The organism is Pseudomonas sp. PS1(2021) (genome assembly GCF_020405165.1).
GTDB classification, from domain to species: Bacteria; Pseudomonadota; Gammaproteobacteria; order Pseudomonadales; family Pseudomonadaceae; genus Pseudomonas; species Pseudomonas aeruginosa.
Window position 1 is genome coordinate 6,054,437 of sequence record NZ_CP084484.1, and the last position, 18,005, is coordinate 6,072,441.

The following is an 18,005-nucleotide window of genomic DNA, read 5'->3' on the forward strand; positions in this document are numbered from 1 at the left end:
CCCCTGCCCGGGGCAGGCAGGTCCGGGAAGTGGATCCTTGGAGGTACATATGTCGCGATCGCTGCGCAAATCGAAGAAACTCGTCATTCCTCCCCGTCCTCGCGATGAGGTCGTGCGCGCGCGCCCGGCCTTGGGAGAACATCAGAAGCAGGTCGAGAACGCCTTTGCCCTGGCCTTCGAACGCTACGAAAAAACCTTCGAAGAGCTGGCCAAGGTTTAAGCATGTCGCAAGACCAGCAAGGGATACGCTATCTCTCCGTTGCAGATCTCGTTCGCCTCAATGAGTTGCTCATCCTGGCCCAGACTCCGGACGAGCCGATAGGCGTCCTCAAACCGAACGAGTTGGAGTCCGCACAGCAACGGCCAGCCAACCATCGTTACTATGCTCGAACCGACGATATCATCACGCTGGCTGCGGTCTTTGCGGAAAGCTTGGCAATGAACCACTGCTTTGCCAATGGCAACAAACGCACGGCGGCGGCGGCCGCTACGGTTTTCCTCCTGCTCAATGGCATAGAGCTGACGGGGCCCGCTCAGGACTTCGTCGACATCATGGTCGCCCTCGTGACTCGTGAAGCGAGCGTTCAGGACCTGGAAGACTGGATGTTCTACTGGCACAGACCATTCGACGCTTACAACCTGCCGGACAGCGACGCTTTCGAGCGAATGGTCGCCCGCTTGGGCATTGGTTAGTCCGTAGAACGCCTTCTCAAGCCTCGCGGATGAACCGCACGGGTACCCGCTCGGTCAGCCAGACGCCGTTCTCCGCCTGGTGGAATAGGTGCCCGGCCAGGTGCATGTCGCGCGCGTCGATTTCCAGCAGAACCGGGCTGCCGTAGCGGCGGCCGACTTCCAGGGCGGTGGCGCGGCGGGCGGAGAGATGGACGTGGTGGCGGCTGCCGGGAACCAGGCCGCGCTCGCGGATGGAGTCGAGGAAGCGGCTGGCGGTGCCGTGGTAGAGCACTGCGGGCGGGACCGCGGGGGCGTAGGCGATGGCCACCGCGGCATGCGAGTGGCCTTGCACGGCGCGGATGCGCTGGCCATCGGCGGAGAGGGCGAAGCGCTTCTTGTCGTTGTTCTCGACCACCGCGCCGAGCAGCATGCGGTCGAGGGCGCGGCCGTCCCGCGCCGCGCCGGCGATCAGGGCGTCGATGTCGGCCCAGCCTTCGCCGTCCAGCGTCAGGCCGATGGCCTCGGGCTGGTGGCGAAGGACATAGCTGAGGAACTTGCTGGTGTCGTCGAGGGTTTTCCGATCCATTCCATGGTCCTTGTGCGTGCCATCCCGGCGCGGGAACCTCAGGCGCCGCCGAGGAAGTCCATCTTGCCCAGTTCGACGCCGTTGTGGCGGAGGATGGCGTAGGCGGTGGTGACGTGGAAGAAGAAGTTGGGCAGGGCGAAGCCGAAGAGGAAGTCGCGGCCGTTGAAGCTGATCTCCTGGCCGCGCACCTTGAGGGTCACGTTGCGCTCTTCGGCGCCGTCCAGTTGTTCCTCGCGGATGCCCTCGAGGAACTCGACGGTGCGGGCGATGCGTGCCTGGAGTTCGTCGAAGGTGGTTTCCGTATCCGCGTAGCTCGGCACTTCCAGCCCGGCCAGCCGCGCGCCGGCGCCCTTGGCGGCGTCGCTGGCGATCTGCACCTGGCGCGCCAGGGGGAACATGTCCGGCGCCAGCCGGGCGTCGATGAAGATGCGCGGATCGATGTTCTTCGCTTCGGCGTGGGCGGCGGCTTTCTTCAGGATCGCCGAGAGGTTGCCGAGGGTGCGCAGGAAGGTCGGGATCGAAGCCTGGTAGATCGACAGGGACATGGACGTGCTCCAGACAGGGGATAAAGGTGCGTCGAAGGCGGCGCGTCCAGCAGTCTACCCGGCTTTCACGCCAGCGCCAGGGGGCCCGCCTCGTCCCAGTGCGGATCGGCCGCCATCCGTTCGACCAGGAAGTCCAGCAGCGCCCGCAGCGCCGGCGGCATCTGCCGGCGCGAGGCGTACACCGCGTGGATGCCGAGCACCTGCGGCGACCACTCCGGCAGCAGCGCCACCAGGCGTCCGCTACGGATCAGCGGGGCTGCCGAGTACAGCGGCTGCTGGCTGATCCCGGCACCGGCGGCGGCGGCCTCCAGCAGCACGGTGGATTCGTTGGCGCTGAGACTGCCACCCACCGGCACGCTGGTCGGCTCGCCGTCGCGCTCGAACTGCCAGAGACTGCGGCCGAAGTAGGAGTAGGTCAGGCAGTTGTGCAGCGCCAGGTCCTCCGGGCGCCGCGGGGTGCCGTGGCCGCGCAGGTAGTCCGGCGCGGCGCAGATCACCGAGCGGCATTCGCCGAGGCGGCGGGCGATCAGGTTGGGGTCGAGCTGGTTGGCGATGCGCAGGGCCAGGTCGATGCGCTCCTCCACCAGGTTGACCACCTGGCTGTTGACCTGCAGGTCGATGGCGGTGCCCGGGTAGCGCTCGACGAAGGCGGCGGCGGCACGGGTCAGCCAGGCCTGGGCGAAGGACAGGCTGCTGGTGATGCGCAGAGTGCCGCGCGGGCTGTCGCGGCGGGTCTGGCCGGTGGCCTGCATGGCGTCGGCCACGGCGAGCATCTCGCGGCACTGTGGCAACAGCTCCGCGCCGGCGTCGGTCAGGCTCAGGCGGCGGGTGCTGCGGTGCAGCAGGCGTGCGCCGACCCACTCCTCCAACTCGGCGAGGTAGCGCGAGACCATCGCCCGGGACATGTCCAGACGCTCGGCGGCGGCGGTCTGGCTGCCGCTGTCGATGACTTCGACGAAGACGCGAGTGGCGGTCAGGCGGTCCATGATTCGCTCGATCCATGCAACAAAGCTGTGATTATTGCGGGGATTTTTGCGCGCTTTCAAGCAACTAACATGGCAAGCCTCTGATCCCACTGCCTGGAGAACCGCTCATGTCGCGCCATGGATTGCTTCGTTCCCTGTTCGCCGCCGCCGCCCTGCTGGGTGCCGCCGGCGTCTTCGCCGCCAGCGCCGAACCGCTGCGGCTGGAGGTCTACAACCCCGGCGAGAAGGCGATCTTCGCCGTGTCCTCGGAACTGCTGGTGGGCCAGCGCGAGGCGATGCTGATCGACGCGCAGTTCTCCCGCGCCGACGCCGAGCAACTGGTCAAGCGTATCCAGGCCAGCGGCAAGACCCTCAGCACTATCTACATCAGCCACGGCGACCCGGACTTCTACTTCGGCCTCGACGTGCTGAAGGCCGCCTTCCCCGAGGCGAAGATCCTCGCGACGGCGCAGACCGTCGCACACATCCAGGCGACCAAGGACGCCAAGCTGGCCTACTGGGGGCCGATCCTCAAGGACAACGCGCCGACGTCGCTGGTGGTGCCGGAGCCGCTGAAGGGCGACCAGTTGAAGCTGGAAGGCCATGCCCTGAAGGTGGTCGACCTGAAGGGGCCGAGCCCGGACCGCACGGTGCTGTGGATTCCGTCGCTGAAGACGGTGGTTGGTGGCGTGCTGGTGGAATCCGGTTCGCACGTCTGGACCGCCGATACCCAGACCCAGGCCTCGCGCCAGGCCTGGGTGGCGATGCTCGACCGGATCGAGGCGCTGCAACCGCGGCGCGTGGTGCCCGGCCATTTCACCGGCGAGGAGCCGAAGGGCCTGGACGGCGTGCGCTTCACCCGTGACTACCTGAAGGCCCTGGAAGCCGAACTGCCCAAGGCCAGGGATTCCGCCGCGCTGGTCGAGGCGATGAAGCGCCGCTACCCGAACCTGCCGGGCGAGGAAGGCCTGGAGCTGAGCGCCAAGGTGCTCAAGGGCGAGATGCAGTGGCCCTGAGCCGCGCCCGCCGATAGCCGCTGATCGAGGCGTCCCCTGCGGGGCGTCTCGTGGAGACCGAGATGAACGACCTCACCCTGCATTACCTCTACGATCCGCTCTGCGGCTGGTGCTACGGCGCCTCACCGCTGCTCGCCGCCGCCCGCGAGGTGACAGGTCTGGACGTACGCCTGCATGGCGGCGGCATGATGACCGATGCCAACCGCCAGCCGGTCGGCGCCGGTCTGCGCCACTACGTGATGCCCCATGACCTGCGGATCGCCCAACTGACCGGCCAGCCGTTCGGTAAGGACTACTTCGACGGCCTGCTGCGCGACACCAGCGCGGTATTCGACTCGGCCCCGCCGACCGCCGCCGTGCTTGCCGCCGAAGCGCTCGACGGCCTCGGCGCGGCGATGCTGGCGCGGATCCAGCGTGCCCACTACGTCGAGGGCCGGCGTATCGCCGAGCGTCCGGTGCTGCTCGAGCTGGGTGCCGAACTGGGGCTTGGCGAGGGCTTCGCCGAGGCGTTCGACGCCTGCGCCGGCGAGCCGCTGCGCGCGCACTTCGCCGACAGTCGGCGGCTGATGAACCGTCTCGGCGCCGCTGGCTTCCCGACCTTCGCCCTGGAGCGCGACGGCCGCCTGCAGGTGCTCGACACCGGGCGCTACCTCGGCCAGCCGGACGACTGGCGGGCTTTCCTCGAAACGCAGCTGCGCCTTGCCGGCGGCAGCGGTGCCGTGGGCGGGGCCGCGGCGCCGCTCTGCCGCATCGACGGTTGCGCCTGAATCCCGCCGCCGCGCAGGCGGACTGAACTTGTCCGGCTGCGTCGTCCTCCCATGTAGACATGCCCGCTCGCCGACGCGAGCGGATGTCCATCCACAGCTCCGGAGGAGTCGACATGAAGAAGACGGCATCGGCGGTCTGGCAAGGCGGCCTGAAAGACGGCAAGGGCACCCTTTCCACTGAAAGCGGCGCGCTCAAGGACAACCCCTATGGCTTCAATACCCGCTTCGAGGGCGCACCGGGAACCAACCCGGAAGAGCTGATCGGCGCGGCCCACGCCGGCTGCTTCAGCATGGCCCTGTCGATGATGCTCGGCGAGGCCGGCCTGACCGCCGAACGTATCGAGACCCGCGCCGAGGTCACCCTCGACAAGCAGTCCGACGGTTTCGCCATCACTGCCGTGCACCTGGTGCTCAGGGCGCGCGTGCCGGGGGCGGACGCGCAGACCTTCGAGCAGATCGCCAACAAGGCCAAGGCCGGTTGCCCGGTATCCAAGGTGCTCAACGCGAAGATCAGCCTGGACGCCAGCCTCGACGGCTGAGCGGAACGCTTCCCCAGCCCGGCGAACTGGCCCTGGCCTGCCGCAGTCGAATGCGGCAGGATGCGCTGCGCAGCACTCGGCTGCCAGGCATCGACGAGGAGTGACGGGTCATGAAAACCATCGGGCTGGGGATTGCCGCCTTGCTGTTCAGCGCCACGGCGCTGGCCGCGCCGAAGCCGTGCGAGGAACTCAAGGCGGAGATCGAGACCAAGATCCAGTCGGCCGGGGTGACCTCCTACACCCTGGAGATCGTGCGCAACGACGAAGTCAGCGACCCGAACATGGTGGTCGGCAGTTGCGAGAACGGCACCAAGAAGATCATCTACCAGAAGAACGACGACTGAGCCGCTGCGTTTCAGTACGGCGGGCAGCGGCTGGTCTGGAAGTTCGAACGGGCGACCACCTCGCCGCGCTCGTCGCTCAGTAGCGCCAGCGCCCTGCGCAATTGCGGGCGCACCTCCAGGCGATAGCGCCGGCCCGCCTCGAAGCCGTCATAGACCACCTGCTGGTAGCAGTTGATCTGCACCGGCTCGCCGAAGCCGCCGCCCCCGCCGCCGGAACCGCCATAGAGTTCGTACTGGAAGCGCACCTCCAGCACATGGCGTCCCGGAGTGACCTGGAAGTAGCGCCCGTCGCTCAACCGCTCGCCGTCCAGGCGCTCGGCCAGCAGGGTGTTGGCCGGCGCGCTGCGCAGCTCGACCCAGGCCATCTGCGGGTCCGGCTGCGGCAGCGGTCCGGCGCAGCCGGCGAGGAGCAGCAGCGCGAGCGGGACGAGACGGGTGAGTGGACGCATGGGGCGGGCTCCGGAGGGCGTTCAGCTCCTAGCATAGCGCCCTCGCCTTGCGCCGTTCAGACCTTCGCGCAGCGTCCCTCGCGGCCGCGCGCCAGTTCCCTGTTGTCCTGGTCGTAGAGCTTCGCCCAGGGACGGAAGCCGATGTGCCCGGCCTCCAGGCGGTAGCGCTGGCCGGCGCTGAAGTCCTTGAACTTGAGGTTGAGCTGGCAATCGCGCCAGAGCGGGCTGTCCACGGGGCCGATGTTGGTCGGGTCGACGGTGAACTGGTAGCGCACCGTGAGTTCGCGGGTGCCGGGATCGACCTCGAAGTAGCGCGTGCGGTCCCAGCTCTTGTCGTCGACTTCCACGGCGGCGAGATCGGCGTCGGGCTGGGTATCGAGGTCGACCCAGGCGCGGTTCGGGTCGGGGGTGGGCATCAGCAGTGAGCAGCCGCTCAGGACGAGCAGGCCACCGGCAAGCAGCAGCGTACGCATAGAAGACTCCGAAGCTCCTTTAACCCGGCCGCCATCCGTCGCGCCTTGGAAAAACGCCTTGCGTTCCTCCGCCTCGCCGGATCGCGGACCGGTGCTGGTAGGGCGGCGGGCGGTCCGCGTGCTGTGCTATGTTCCGCCCATGCCACGCCGCCTTCGCCATCCGCTTGCTGACCTTCGACTGCCCCGTTGGGTTCCCTGCCTGGCGCTGTTGGCGCTGAGCGGTTGCTCGACCGTCTCCTACTACGGGCAACTGGCCAGCGGCCAGTTCGCCCTGCTGCGCGCCCGCGAGCCGGCCGCCGCGGTGATCGCCGACCCGCAGCGCGACGCGCGCTTGCGCGAACGCCTGGCGAAGGCGGAAAAGGCCCGGCAATTCGCCAGCGAACGCCTCGGCCTGCCGGACAACCGCAGCTATCGCCTGTACGCCGATATCGGCCGGCCCTACGTGGTATGGAACGTGTTCGCCACCCCGGAGCTGTCGCTGCAGCCGGTCACCCATTGCTTCCCCATCGCCGGCTGCGTGGCCTACCGCGGCTACTACAGCGAGGCCGCCGCGCGCGCCGAGGCGGCGCGCCAGCGGGCGCTCGGCGACGACGTCTACGTCGGCGGGGTGCAGGCCTACTCGACCCTCGGCTGGTTCGACGATCCGATCCTCAGCAGCATGCTGCGCTGGGACGACGAACGGCTGGCGACCTTGATCTTCCACGAACTGGCGCACCAGAAGTTCTACCTGCGCGACGACACCGCCTTCAACGAATCCTTCGCCACCTTCGTCGAACAGGAAGGTACCCGCCAGTGGCGCGAGTATCGTGGACTGCCGCCGGCGGACGGCCGCGAGGAGAAGCGCCGCGAGCAGTTCACCGCGCTGGTCCTGGCCAGTCGTGCGCGCCTCGAAGCACTTTATGCCGGGCCGTTGGACGATGCCGCCAAGCGTGCCGGCAAGGCTGCCGAATTCCAGCGCCTGCGCCGCGAGTACGCGGCGCTGAGCCAGCGCGAATGGGGTGGCGAGTCGCCGTTCAAGGCCTGGATCGACGCGCCGTTCAACAATGCCAAGCTGCTTCCCTTCGGCCTCTACGACCAATGGGTGGCGGCGTTCGCCGTGCTGTTCCGCCAGGTCGGCGGCAACTGGCCGGCGTTCTATGCGCGGGTCCGTGCCCTTGGCCAGCTCCCCCTGGCGGAGCGCCAGGCGGCGTTGCAGCGGCTGGCCGCCGCAGCGCCCTGACGCCTGCTCAGGCGGCGAGTTGGTCGGCGTAGCACCAGCGCGTGGCCAGCCGGCCGATCGGCCAGAGCAGCGCCAACAGGCCGACGCCGAGCAGCGCCACCAGCAGCGTATAGCCGATGCCAGCGGGCGCCAGGCCGAGGATCATCAGCAGCGCCAGCCCCCCGCCGACCGCCAGCAGCGCGACGCTCCAGAGCAGCATGGCGACCACCGCGAGCAGCAGCGCGCGGCCGGCGGCGAAGCGTTGCAGGCGCGCCGGCAGGCGCGTGCAGACGGCGCCGAAGAGCAGCGCCGCGGGCAACGCCACGCCGCTCAGGTACAGGCCGTATAGCCAAGGCTCGTCGTAGCGCAGCAGGGCGTAGGGAAGGAACTGCATCAGCTTGAAACACAGCGTGGCGAAACACAGCGCGGCGCCCAGGGCGACCTGCCAGGCAGCGACGCGGGCTTCTTCCCCTTCGGCCAGGCGCGGCGAGTTCACCCGGCTGCCGAGCAGCACCAGCCCCAACGGCAGCAGGCTGCCCAGGAGCAGGTAGACCCAGCTCATCGCTTCGTTGAACGCCATCAGCCAGACGCCGTAGCTGGATTGCGCCGTCACCCACTGGTAGAACGGCAGCGTCAGCGGTGCCAGGCCGATCCCGGCGAGCATGCCGCAGACCAGGTTGAGCAGACCGTAGCCGATCAGCAGCAGCGCCAGCGGGCGGAACTCGACGAGCTGCCGCTTCTCGCGGTAGGCATGCAGCACCAGCAGGTTGGCCGCCGCGTAGAACACCAGGCCGGTGAACCAGTGCGGCGCCATCAGTTGCAGGTGCTCGGAGAAACGCTGGCGGATCTCGCCAATGTCGTTGTACCACTGGATGCCCAGGCTTACGGCGAAGGACAGGCAGGTGACCAGCGCCAGCACCGCGATGAACGCATAGGGCTGGGTGGTGGCGGGCACCTCTCTGGCCGGCGGCTGCACCGGGGCGGTGGGGGTGGCGAAGGGGTTGTCGGTCATGTCAGGCGTCCTTGTCTGAAACGGAGCATGGGTCAGTGGGATTCCAATACCTGCCGCAGGGCGGCGAGGTCGGCGCAGTAATGGGTCGGCTGGTGCGCGCGCAGTTCGTCTTCGCTGCCGAAGCCGTAGCCGACGCCGATGCAGGCGACACCGTTGCGGCTGGCGCCGAGCAGGTCGTGCATGCGGTCGCCGATCATCAGGCAATGCTCCGCTGCCAGGCCTTCGCTGTCGAGCAGATGGCGGATCAGTTCGTCCTTGTGCGTGCGCGTGCCGTCCAGCTCGCTGCCGTAGATCGCCTTGAAGTGACGGTCGAAGGCGAAGTGGCGGGCGATCTCGCGGGCGAACACGCCGGGCTTGCTGGTCGCGACGTAGAGCGTGTGGCCGCGTCCGACCAGGGCTTCGAGCAGCTCGGGAATGCCGTCGAACACGCGGTTCTCGTAGAGACCGGTGACCCTGAAGCGCTCGCGGTAGTGGTTCACCGCCTCCCAGGCGCGCGCTTCGTCGAAGCCGTAGGTCTGCATGAAGCACTGCAACAGCGGGGGGCCGATGAAGTGTTCCAGGCGCGCCAGGTCCGGCTCGTCGATGCCCAGGCGGGCGAGGGCGAACTGCACCGAGCGGGTGATGCCCTCGCGTGGGTCGGTGAGGGTGCCGTCGAGATCGAAGAGGATGTTCGGGTAGCGCAGCGCGGCGTCACGCATGGTAGTCCTCGGCGATGTGCAGGTCCTTGAGCTTCACGTAGTTGCCGGCGGTGTAGGCGAAGAAGCCGCGCTCCTTGTCGCTCAGCGGACGGGCCTTCTTCGCCGGGCTGCCGACGTAGAGGAAGCCGCTCTCCAGCACCTTGCCCGGCGGCACCAGGCTGCCGGCGCCGAGGATCACTTCGTCCTCGATCACCGCGCCGTCCATGACGATCGAGCCCATCCCCACCAGCACCCGGTTGCCGATGCTGCAACCGTGCAGCAGGACCTTGTGCCCGACGGTCACTTCGTCGCCGATGCTCAGCGGAAAACCGTCCGGGTTGAAGGGGCCGGCGTGGGTGATGTGCAGCACGCTGCCGTCCTGGATGCTGCTGCGCTGGCCGATGCGGATGCGGTGCATGTCGCCGCGGATCACCACCAGCGGCCAGACCGAGCTGTCGGCGCCGATCTCGATGTCGCCGACGAGCACGGCCGAGGGATCGACGAAGACCCGCTCGCCGAGCAGTGGCGTTTTGCCCTGGTAGGAACGAATGGTCACGATAGTTTTCCTCAGGCTGCGGATGCCGCCGATTGTATTTAAGATGGTCGGGTATTTCCTTAGCCAAGGTTGCCAACGTGAGCGCGAATCCCCTTCTGCAGGCCTACGACCTGCCGCCTTTCTCCTCCATTCGCCCGGAACACGTGAAGCCGGCCATCGAGCGGATCCTCGCCGATAACCGCGCCGCCATCGCCCGCCTGCTGGAAACCCAGCGCGAGCAGCCGACCTGGAAGGGCCTGGTGCTGGCGATGGACGAACTCAACGACCGTCTGGGCGCCGCCTGGAGTCCGGTCAGCCACCTCAACGCGGTGTGCAACAGCGCCGAGCTGCGCGAGGCCTACGAGGCCTGCCTGCCGGAGCTGTCGGCCTACTCCACCGAGCTGGGGCAGAACCGCGCCCTGTTCGAGGCCTACGAGGCGCTGGCGAAGAGCCCCGAGGCGGCCGGCTTCGACGTGGCCCAGAAAACCATCCTCGAACACGCCCTGCGCGACTTCCGCCTGTCCGGCATCGACTTGCCGGCGGACAAGCAGAAGCGCTATGCCGAGGTGCAGTCGCGCCTGTCCGAGCTGGGTAGCCGTTTCTCCAACCAGCTGCTCGACGCCACCCAGGCCTGGACCAAGCATGTCACCGACGAAGCCGCGCTGGCCGGCCTGACCGATTCGGCCAAGGCCCAGATGAAGCAGGCCGCCGAGGCCAAGGGCCTGGACGGCTGGCTGATCAGCCTGGAGTTCCCCAGCTACTACGCAGTGATGACCTATGCCGATGACCGCGCCCTGCGCGAAGAGGTATACGCCGCCTACTGCACCCGCGCCTCCGACCAGGGCCCGAACGCCGGGCAGAACGACAACGGTCCGGTGATGGAAGAGATCCTCGACTTGCGCCAGGAGCTGGCCGGCCTGCTCGGCTTCGCCAACTACGCCGAGCTGTCGCTGGCGACCAAGATGGCCGAGTCCAGCGACCAGGTGCTCAGCTTCCTCCGCGACCTGGCGGTGCGCAGCAAGCCGTTCGCCGCCCGCGACCTGGAGCAGCTGCGCGCCTACGCCGCCGAGCAGGGCTGCACCGAATTGCAGAGCTGGGACGCCGGCTACTACGCCGAGAAACTCCGCGAGGCGCGCTACAGCGTGTCCCAGGAGGCGCTGCGTGCCTACTTCCCGGTGGACAAGGTGCTTTCCGGCCTGTTCGCCATCGTCGAGCGCCTCTACGGCATCCAGATCCGCGAACTGCACGATTTCGAACGCTGGCACGCCGACGTACGCCTGTTCGAGATCCTCGAGAACGGCGAGCACGTCGGCCGCTTCTACTTCGACCTCTATGCCCGCGCCAACAAGCGCGGCGGTGCCTGGATGGACGGCGCCCGCGACCGCCGGCGCGACGCCCAGGGCCGGCTGATCGACCCGGTGGCCTACCTAGTGTGCAACTTCACCCCGGCGGTGAACGGCAAGCCGGCGCTGCTGACCCACGACGAGGTCACTACCCTGTTCCACGAGTTCGGCCATGGCCTGCACCACCTGCTGACCCGCGTCGAGCATGCCGCCGCCTCCGGGATCAACGGGGTGGCCTGGGACGCCGTCGAGCTGCCCAGCCAGTTCATGGAGAACTGGTGCTGGGAACCGGAAGGCCTGGCGCTGATCTCCGCCCACTACGAGACCGGCGTGGCGCTGCCGCAGGACCTGCTGGAGAAGATGCTGGCGGCGAAGAACTTCCAGTCCGGGATGATGATGGTCCGCCAGCTGGAGTTCTCCCTCTTCGACTTCGAGCTGCACGCCACCCACGGCGACGGCCGCAGCGTGCTGCAGGTGCTCGAGGGCATCCGCGACGAAGTGGCGGTGATGCGTCCGCCGGCGTACAACCGCTTCGCCAACAGCTTCGCGCACATCTTCGCCGGCGGCTACGCGGCCGGTTACTACAGCTACAAGTGGGCCGAGGTGCTGTCCGCCGATGCCTTCTCGCGTTTCGAGGAAGAAGGCGTGTTCAACCCCGATACCGGGCGTGCCTTCCGCGAGGCGATCCTGGCCCGCGGCGGCTCCCGCGAGCCGATGCTGTTGTTCGTCGATTTCCGCGGTCGCGAGCCGTCCATCGACGCCCTGCTGCGTCACTCCGGGCTGGTCGGGGAGGCCGCATGAGCCCGGCGATCACCAGGAAGCGCTTCATCGCCGGGGCGGTCTGCCCGGCGTGCAGCGAACAGGACAAGATCCAGATGTGGGAAGAGGACGGCGTGCCGCACCGCGAATGCGTGGCCTGCGGCTACGCCGACACGCTCAACGCCCAGGGCCAGTCGATCCCGAAGGAGCTGGGTACGCGGGTCAACCAGAACGCGCCGAAGCCGGCCAACCCGAAGGTGCAGTCGGTGCAGTTCTTCCCCAATCCCAAGCTGAAGAAGAAGCCCGACGCCTGACCGCTCGCCGCCGACCGGCGGCGATGGCTGTGGGCCGGGGCCCGGTGCGATACTGTATCCATATACAGTATTTCGCCGGGTTCCCCTCATGAGCGCTCCCCTGCCCCCGCGCGGTCGCGGTACCGCCAGCAACCCCCTCAACCGCTTCGCCCCGACCCACAGCGAGGCCTTCGACGATGGCTGGGAGCAGGACGTGCCGCCGATCCAGCTCACCGAGGTGCGCGAGGAGATCGCCCGCACGGTGATCTCCCGCAACCAGTCGCCGGACCTCCCTTTCGATCGTTCGATCAATCCCTACCGTGGTTGCGAGCATGTTATCGTTGACAAAGAAATGTATGGCCAGAGTGTCTAGCTATCCTTGATACTGCTGGCTAGAGACCCATCCAAATGGACGTCAGATGCCTCGAAAGCCTTTCTCCAAGTCTGCACTTGAGTCGCGAGAACGACCGACCCTCCAGCGAAAGCTCCCAGAAAACACCCCCCAAGCGATTCAAGAAAGAAGCACTGCTAGGGGACAAGTCGATGTTTCAGCTCAAGGGTTGCTTGTCCGAAACAAGACTACTGGCACAAGGGAATACGTCCGTGACTTCACAGATCTTGTCACTGAGTATCCGCACCATAAATTAATTGTCCAGCAGTTACTTATAGGTGCGCAGCTCCATTCCGCAAAGAGATTGATCACATATCAATCCCATCAAGACATCTATTACTCAATTCAAGAGTTTGTGCTGTTTCTTAACAGCGCTGAGCCGATCAATAAATCAGTCAAAGGTGTTGCTGATGTCGATGGGCAGGTATGCGTGAATTTTAGGTCATTTCTAATTCGTTCGTATCCAGGTCGCACCGTAAATAGAAAAAGATACGGCGCATTAAAAAATATCTTTCTTTCGTTGAAAAATAAATATAAAGGGCAGGGCTGGGTCGGCAAAGGGTTTGAATGGCCGACTGGACCGGGGATGAACGAGCAAATAACAGAAGGATACAGCAGGGAGATTCATAATAAGCTTGTGGAGGGATGCCTGATCGATATTAAGTTTATTATGAAGTGGATGGAGAGTTACAACAGTGTAGTGGAAGGCGAGAAGCCAATTCTGGCATACGATCTTTCATTAGAAAACTTGATGTTTGATCTGGTTGTAAAAGAGCAAACTAAAAGATCCAACGGGTCAATCAAGGCGACACACATTAAAGGGTTTGAGTGGGTTATACGCTCCACTGGAGATGTTAAAGAATACATACGGGCAAATGGAATAAGTATAGAGAGGTTTCTGGGCATTTACCGAGCCCGCGCCCATGAACTGGCGGCTAAAGGTCGCCCTGTAGTTGGTACTGAGGTCAGTGAACGGGGGATGGTGTATGGCTGTGATCGAGAAGAATCTGGGCGAATTGCAACTGCAAATGTAGGAAGACTTTATCCTGATTGGCCTATGCAAGTGAGCTTCGAGGAAGCTGGACATCTCTTTTCCGCTGAGTGGAGTAAAAACACCGCTCACGGAACAAACAAAAAATATTCTACGCTGGAAAAAAGATTACGGTCGGCCTTGATATATATGAAGGTTGGGCCAGAGCACCTACCCTATGAAGTAGGTCAAATGGCATACTTCAGCAGAGTAGCCTTCACAATGGGAACTATATTCCCATTCTTTCTCTTCGTGATGTTGCAGACGGGCTGGAACTTTGAGGTCGTGGTATCGATAAGCGATAACCTAGACGACCACATTGAGGAGGACCTTCTGGATGATGACTATGTGATTATTTATGGGTACAAGGGACGGTCCAACAAAAGCCAAATGCATAGATCAAACAAGCGAGATAAGTTTGGCACGTATCAGATCTTGCGCTTTGTTGCCGCTGAAGTAACCAAGCATTTCTCGTCGCCTCATTATTTAAAGGGTAAATTATTTCAGTGTGTCATTTCGAAGAATCTGTGGAATAAGTTTGGCCGCTTATGCACGCCGGTGACCACTACGAATTTTGGGCACGCATCAACGGAGTTTCTACATCGCCACCGCATAAAATTGGATACGGATACCAAATCCCCCAGAATTGAAACGAAACGTCTTCGAACTACTTACGAAACTCGACGGAGAGAACAGGGTTTAGATATAGACGAAGTTTCGACAATGATGGGGCATTCGGATATCGATACCACAGTGAATCATTATGATAGTGACTGGGGGTCGGCAGAAATATTAAATGGGCGTCTAAGAAAGATTCAGAGAAAGCATGAAGAAGATTTTAGGCGTTACTCAGCAAATCTTCTTACAGATGTGTCTTTGGTTGAGCTGCGTGAAGCCACTCTACGCTGCGGTAGCAAAGAAGAACTACGGTCAGTTGTTGCACCATTAGTCGGCAGGCTGAATTCTTCTGAAGATTCGGTAATACAGTTGCTTTCTCCGGAAGGTCAGACATTCATTGCAAGTTGTCTAAATTCAAGACGACCAGATTGGCCAGGCGCTGAAAGTTTTCTTAGGACGGATACGCCTTGCAACTACTTCAATCGTTGCCCGTTATGCTCACAGTGTGTGATCTTCAAAGAAGCATTACCTTTTATTGCAAGAAGAATTTCCGACCTTGACGGTCTGAGGGAGCGGTTAAATCCCTTAGAATGGGAGAAAAGCTATCGCGCTGAGTATTTAGCGTGGAAGGGGGTTCTAGAGGGCTGGGGGGATCCGATTGAGGTTGCTGAGGCAATAGATCGATCAGTACATAACGGTTTTGCACTGCCATTGACAATGATAGGACTCTCATGACAACTCCAACACGTGACCAAATAAAAGCCGTTTTAGAAGAAATAAGGAATGGACTGGGTTGTCACGAGGAAGAGTCAGAGCCTATCGCTACTGAAGAAGATGATGAGATTCTGAGTGGCGACTCTTCACTTGGGATCATTTGCGATAGTATAAATTTACTCAATCTTTCCAGAATTGATAAGAACGAGTGGAGTTATATTAGGGTAAGTCCTAGAAGCTCTTTCGGCGATCCGGTTTGGGATTTTGGGGATTACCCCTCCCCTAATGGATTTCCCATACGCATCAATTTTGATTATGTGAATATGTATGGCGTGAATGTTTGTGGAGTAGGTCACGAACATTGGGTGAATATTGCTAGGGCGCTACTATTTTACCGTGTACCGCACTTCGGAATTCATGGTCGTATTAATGCTTATACATCTCTTGAGTCAGATAAAACAAAAGTAATAAGACTTATCGGGTTGTTTCATGCCGAAGGTCTATATTTAGGTTCGGAAAATTCACCAGATTTTAGGACGGTGAATGATTTGGCCAAGTCGAGTGTGGAGCACTATATAGAGTCGCTGCCCACATCTGGGATTAAGTGGGAATTCTGTTACTTAATGTCCTTCTGGCAGGGCGTGTCATCGATGGGTATGCTTCCGTCAGAGTACTCACTATACGATTCATACGTAACTAAAGAGCTTGTCGCCAAATATAGAAGAGAATACGACGAGTCCTCTCGACCTTTCGAACCCATTCCGCTCGATGACTATGCAGAAATATTTAGATACTGTGTGGGGTTTGTTGAAAACTATAGTGATGACGTCCTTTGGCTGTATAAAAATTTTGCGCCAACCATAGTAGGTGCTTTTGAGAACCCCGAAAAGCTTGCCGCGATGAATTTTGGTGTGTCAACGGCGTCCGTTGAGGGAGTTAAAAGATTTAGGGCTTATAAACCTAAGTTACTAGATAGCGGTATTCCCTGGTGGGGAATAGAAATCAAGGAAAGAACGCATGAGAATGATGAGGGGGAGTATATAAATCAAACTGCTGTGATTAGCGTTGTTGTCTCTCTGATCGATGCTTGTATCGTGCTTCTTCTATGTCTTACTGGGATGCGCCGATCAGAGGTCATTGGACTTAAGGTGGATTGTCTTTCGTTTAAGTCTGAGGGTTATTGGCTTACTTATACTGTTTTCAAAACCTCTATTTCGTCACAGGGCGACATTAAAACAATACCTATCCCAAAAATTGCTGCTGACGCAATTGAAGTAATAATTGAAATAGGGCGGGATGCTCGTGCTTACGGTAATCACGACTATCTGTTTGTCAAGATACCAAAGTTAAGTTTTGGAAACACTCCGCAGTCCACTGTGGTAGGGCGAGCTTGCAATCGAGTGGCAAACAACCTGGGTATTGATTATAGAGTACACCCACATCGTTTTCGGAAGTCACTTGCCCTTTATATAATTCATCAAGATTCGCGGAATCTTGAAATTATTAAACGCCTCTTTTCTCACCGCAGCTTAAAAATGACGTTAAGGTACATCCTTTCTTTACCAGGCATGAACGATGAAGTCAAAGCTACGTTGATTGAAGAAAATACGGAAATTCTCGTCGAGGTTTTGCAAGGTGTAATTTCTGGTCAAATTGGGGGCATTGGCGGCAAAAGATTGGCCAAGACTGCTAATTCGTCTCCAATACTCAGGGCTAAATTGCAAAACGCGGGAAAAGAGAGTTTAAGTCAGTATGTCGCCTCTTTGCTTGATGAAGGTGTGAAGCTTCTGCATAGAACGAATCTTGCAATCTGTATGCGAACGCCGGGTCTTACCAGCGAGTCACCTTGTGATGCTAAGAGTGATAGCCCTGGGTCGAGGCTTCATCCAAACTTGTTTGCGTGTGACCCATATAATTGTAGATATGCTGCATTTGTCGAGGCCAATGTTCCATCATTAAAAAATGAGATAATTTTCCACGATAATATGATTAAGCATAGGTACTGTGGAGCGACTCAGAAGGAATATTCGCAGAGGCGTATCGCTGAAGCCTTTAAGCGACTTCACGAGGTTGTAGGGGATGAAGCACATAATTTCCTAAAGCAGGTAGCGCATGGCTAAGCAGGATCTCCTCAATCGGGTGTATGCGACTATTTCAGCGCTCCAAAGCGACGGCCGAAAAAAGTTATCAGTGATGGAAGTTTCTAAATTATCTGGTGTCGGTCGTGCAACAATCAATCAAAAGCATGATCCTGACTGGGTGAAGGTCAGAGAAGTCATAAAAGGAACAACTCATTCTGGGGTTTATACAAAGGATTCAAGTGAGGATGTCAAAAAGCCACTCAAAAACACTCAAGAAATACATCATCGACTGAAAGAGTTGGAGGAGCAGTTAGCCCTACTAAGGGAGCGCGCTAGCACCACATATAATCAGTTGATCGACAGGGTACAATATTACTTTGCGTTGGCTAGTGAAAAGCCTGCTAAGCAAGTTGAGAAGGCTAAGCTCCTTCAAGAGCTAACTCATCAGAAGAATCAGAACGCAATCCTACGTGCAGATCTCAAGGCGGCTCTTGCTGAATCATTAACTCCTTCGGTATCAGGATTTATCACTTCAAAGATTATTTTGGAAGTGCCTAATGCAGGCTCAGATTCTGAGGCCATTCTGAGTTTTTTGGAGAAACTGGATTCGTTATCTAGTCAGAATCGATCTTCACTTGTTACCGCAGTCTACATAATGTGTGGTCTTCCAATGTGCGGCAAGTCATCTTGGATTGATAATCACAAGCCACCTACTCCAGGCGTATCCTTATATGTCAGTGGGGCAAGTGATACAGTTTCAACTCGGAATTTGTTAGTTTCTAGGGTTAGGAAAGAATTTAACGCGCCTGTGCACTGTGTTCGATTTAGCCTAGGCCTTGATGCCTGTATCGCTAGGGCCGAAAAACAGTTCAATGGTGCGGCTCTTGAATTGAATATTTCATCCATCAAAGTTGTGGCTGCGCGGTTCGAAGAAATACAATTCAGCGAAAATTTCGACTCAATCATCTTGGCTTGAAATCAGTGAATGGTCTTAAGCG

20 protein-coding genes and 1 pseudogene are annotated in these 18,005 nt (G+C 60.6%); 13 read left to right on the top strand and 8 right to left on the bottom strand.

The window, feature by feature from the left end:
* The first annotated feature begins 49 nt into the window (after window positions 1–49).
* Together LE197_RS28780 and LE197_RS28785 are read left to right on the top strand one after the other, a co-directional pair.
* Entirely contained in the window at window positions 50–220 is a 171-nt protein-coding gene (locus tag LE197_RS28780) for a hypothetical protein (RefSeq protein WP_003111525.1), read from the top strand.
* Between the two features lie 2 nt (window positions 221–222).
* Complete coding sequence (locus tag LE197_RS28785; RefSeq protein WP_003111524.1) at window positions 223–693, top strand: type II toxin-antitoxin system death-on-curing family toxin; 471 nt, start codon at window positions 223–225, stop codon at window positions 691–693.
* 16 nt (window positions 694–709) lie between these two features.
* Here the strand turns inward: LE197_RS28785 and LE197_RS28790 are convergent, their stop codons facing one another.
* The 3 genes from LE197_RS28790 to osaR form a co-directional block, all read right to left on the bottom strand.
* Window positions 710–1,258: an RNA 2'-phosphotransferase gene (locus tag LE197_RS28790; protein WP_003111523.1), complete on the bottom strand. Its 549-nt coding sequence runs from the start codon at window positions 1,256–1,258 to the stop codon at window positions 710–712.
* Between the two features lie 38 nt (window positions 1,259–1,296).
* Complete coding sequence (locus LE197_RS28795) at window positions 1,297–1,803, bottom strand: DUF1993 family protein (protein ID WP_003083593.1); 507 nt, start codon at window positions 1,801–1,803, stop codon at window positions 1,297–1,299.
* Between the two features lie 65 nt (window positions 1,804–1,868).
* Window positions 1,869–2,789 carry an oxidative stress response transcriptional regulator OsaR gene (gene osaR, locus LE197_RS28800; RefSeq protein ID WP_003128174.1) on the bottom strand — a complete coding sequence of 307 codons (921 nt, stop codon included), beginning with the start codon at window positions 2,787–2,789 and terminating at the stop codon, window positions 1,869–1,871.
* 107 nt (window positions 2,790–2,896) lie between these two features.
* Here osaR and LE197_RS28805 point away from each other — a divergent pair, with 107 nt between their 5' ends.
* From LE197_RS28805 to LE197_RS28820, 4 genes are all read left to right on the top strand, one after another.
* Window positions 2,897–3,784, top strand: coding sequence for an MBL fold metallo-hydrolase (locus tag LE197_RS28805; protein ID WP_003083599.1), 888 nt, complete (start codon window positions 2,897–2,899; stop codon window positions 3,782–3,784).
* Window positions 3,785–3,846: 62 nt separating this feature from the next.
* A complete protein-coding gene (gene dsbM / locus LE197_RS28810) occupies window positions 3,847–4,551 on the top strand; it encodes a disulfide reductase DsbM (protein ID WP_057386730.1) in 705 nt (234 codons plus the stop codon).
* Window positions 4,552–4,634: 83 nt separating this feature from the next.
* Window positions 4,635–5,090 carry an OsmC family protein gene (locus LE197_RS28815; RefSeq protein ID WP_003118563.1) on the top strand — a complete coding sequence of 152 codons (456 nt, stop codon included), beginning with the start codon at window positions 4,635–4,637 and terminating at the stop codon, window positions 5,088–5,090.
* A 110-nt stretch (window positions 5,091–5,200) separates the two neighbouring features.
* Window positions 5,201–5,434, top strand: coding sequence for a DUF1161 domain-containing protein (locus LE197_RS28820; RefSeq protein ID WP_003083610.1), 234 nt, complete (start codon window positions 5,201–5,203; stop codon window positions 5,432–5,434).
* 11 nt (window positions 5,435–5,445) lie between these two features.
* Here the strand turns inward: LE197_RS28820 and LE197_RS28825 are convergent, their stop codons facing one another.
* Both LE197_RS28825 and LE197_RS28830 read right to left on the bottom strand, forming a co-directional pair.
* Window positions 5,446–5,883: a hypothetical protein gene (locus LE197_RS28825; protein ID WP_003083612.1), complete on the bottom strand. Its 438-nt coding sequence runs from the start codon at window positions 5,881–5,883 to the stop codon at window positions 5,446–5,448.
* A 56-nt stretch (window positions 5,884–5,939) separates the two neighbouring features.
* Window positions 5,940–6,356, bottom strand: a complete 417-nt coding sequence (locus LE197_RS28830; RefSeq protein ID WP_003083614.1) for a hypothetical protein — start codon at window positions 6,354–6,356, stop codon at window positions 5,940–5,942.
* Between the two features lie 91 nt (window positions 6,357–6,447).
* Here LE197_RS28830 and LE197_RS28835 point away from each other — a divergent pair, with 91 nt between their 5' ends.
* Window positions 6,448–7,575: an aminopeptidase gene (locus LE197_RS28835; RefSeq protein ID WP_003118564.1), complete on the top strand. Its 1,128-nt coding sequence runs from the start codon at window positions 6,448–6,450 to the stop codon at window positions 7,573–7,575.
* A 7-nt stretch (window positions 7,576–7,582) separates the two neighbouring features.
* Here LE197_RS28835 and LE197_RS28840 read toward each other — a convergent pair whose 3' ends face one another.
* From LE197_RS28840 to LE197_RS28850, 3 genes are read right to left on the bottom strand one after another with little or no spacing between them, the layout of a single operon-like run.
* Window positions 7,583–8,566, bottom strand: a complete 984-nt coding sequence (locus LE197_RS28840) for a hypothetical protein (RefSeq protein ID WP_003114660.1) — start codon at window positions 8,564–8,566, stop codon at window positions 7,583–7,585.
* Window positions 8,567–8,598: 32 nt separating this feature from the next.
* Window positions 8,599–9,264 (bottom strand): HAD family hydrolase, encoded by a 666-nt coding sequence (locus LE197_RS28845; protein ID WP_003118497.1) that lies wholly within the window; start codon window positions 9,262–9,264, stop codon window positions 8,599–8,601.
* Window positions 9,257–9,799 (bottom strand): gamma carbonic anhydrase family protein, encoded by a 543-nt coding sequence (locus LE197_RS28850; RefSeq protein WP_003083618.1) that lies wholly within the window; start codon window positions 9,797–9,799, stop codon window positions 9,257–9,259. The genes LE197_RS28845 and LE197_RS28850 overlap by 8 nt, the downstream gene beginning before the upstream one ends.
* Before the next feature lie 77 nt (window positions 9,800–9,876).
* Here LE197_RS28850 and prlC point away from each other — a divergent pair, with 77 nt between their 5' ends.
* From prlC to LE197_RS28880, 6 genes and pseudogenes are all read left to right on the top strand, one after another.
* A complete protein-coding gene (prlC, locus tag LE197_RS28855) occupies window positions 9,877–11,922 on the top strand; it encodes an oligopeptidase A (RefSeq protein ID WP_003114658.1) in 2,046 nt (681 codons plus the stop codon).
* Entirely contained in the window at window positions 11,919–12,194 is a 276-nt protein-coding gene (locus tag LE197_RS28860) for a YheV family putative zinc ribbon protein (protein WP_003083624.1), read from the top strand. The genes prlC and LE197_RS28860 overlap by 4 nt, the downstream gene beginning before the upstream one ends.
* Window positions 12,195–12,282: 88 nt before the next feature.
* Window positions 12,283–12,507 (top strand): annotated as a pseudogene (locus LE197_RS28865) (radical SAM protein); the annotation flags it as partial.
* Between the two features lie 85 nt (window positions 12,508–12,592).
* On the top strand, window positions 12,593–14,947 hold the full coding sequence (locus tag LE197_RS28870) for a site-specific integrase (protein WP_181072969.1): 2,355 nt from the start codon (window positions 12,593–12,595) through the stop codon (window positions 14,945–14,947).
* Window positions 14,944–17,046: a tyrosine-type recombinase/integrase gene (locus LE197_RS28875; protein WP_181072970.1), complete on the top strand. Its 2,103-nt coding sequence runs from the start codon at window positions 14,944–14,946 to the stop codon at window positions 17,044–17,046. Before LE197_RS28870 ends, LE197_RS28875 begins: the two co-directional genes overlap by 4 nt.
* Window positions 17,039–17,983 carry a hypothetical protein gene (locus LE197_RS28880; protein WP_181072971.1) on the top strand — a complete coding sequence of 315 codons (945 nt, stop codon included), beginning with the start codon at window positions 17,039–17,041 and terminating at the stop codon, window positions 17,981–17,983. The genes LE197_RS28875 and LE197_RS28880 overlap by 8 nt, the downstream gene beginning before the upstream one ends.
* Window positions 17,984–18,005 lie beyond the last annotated feature (22 nt).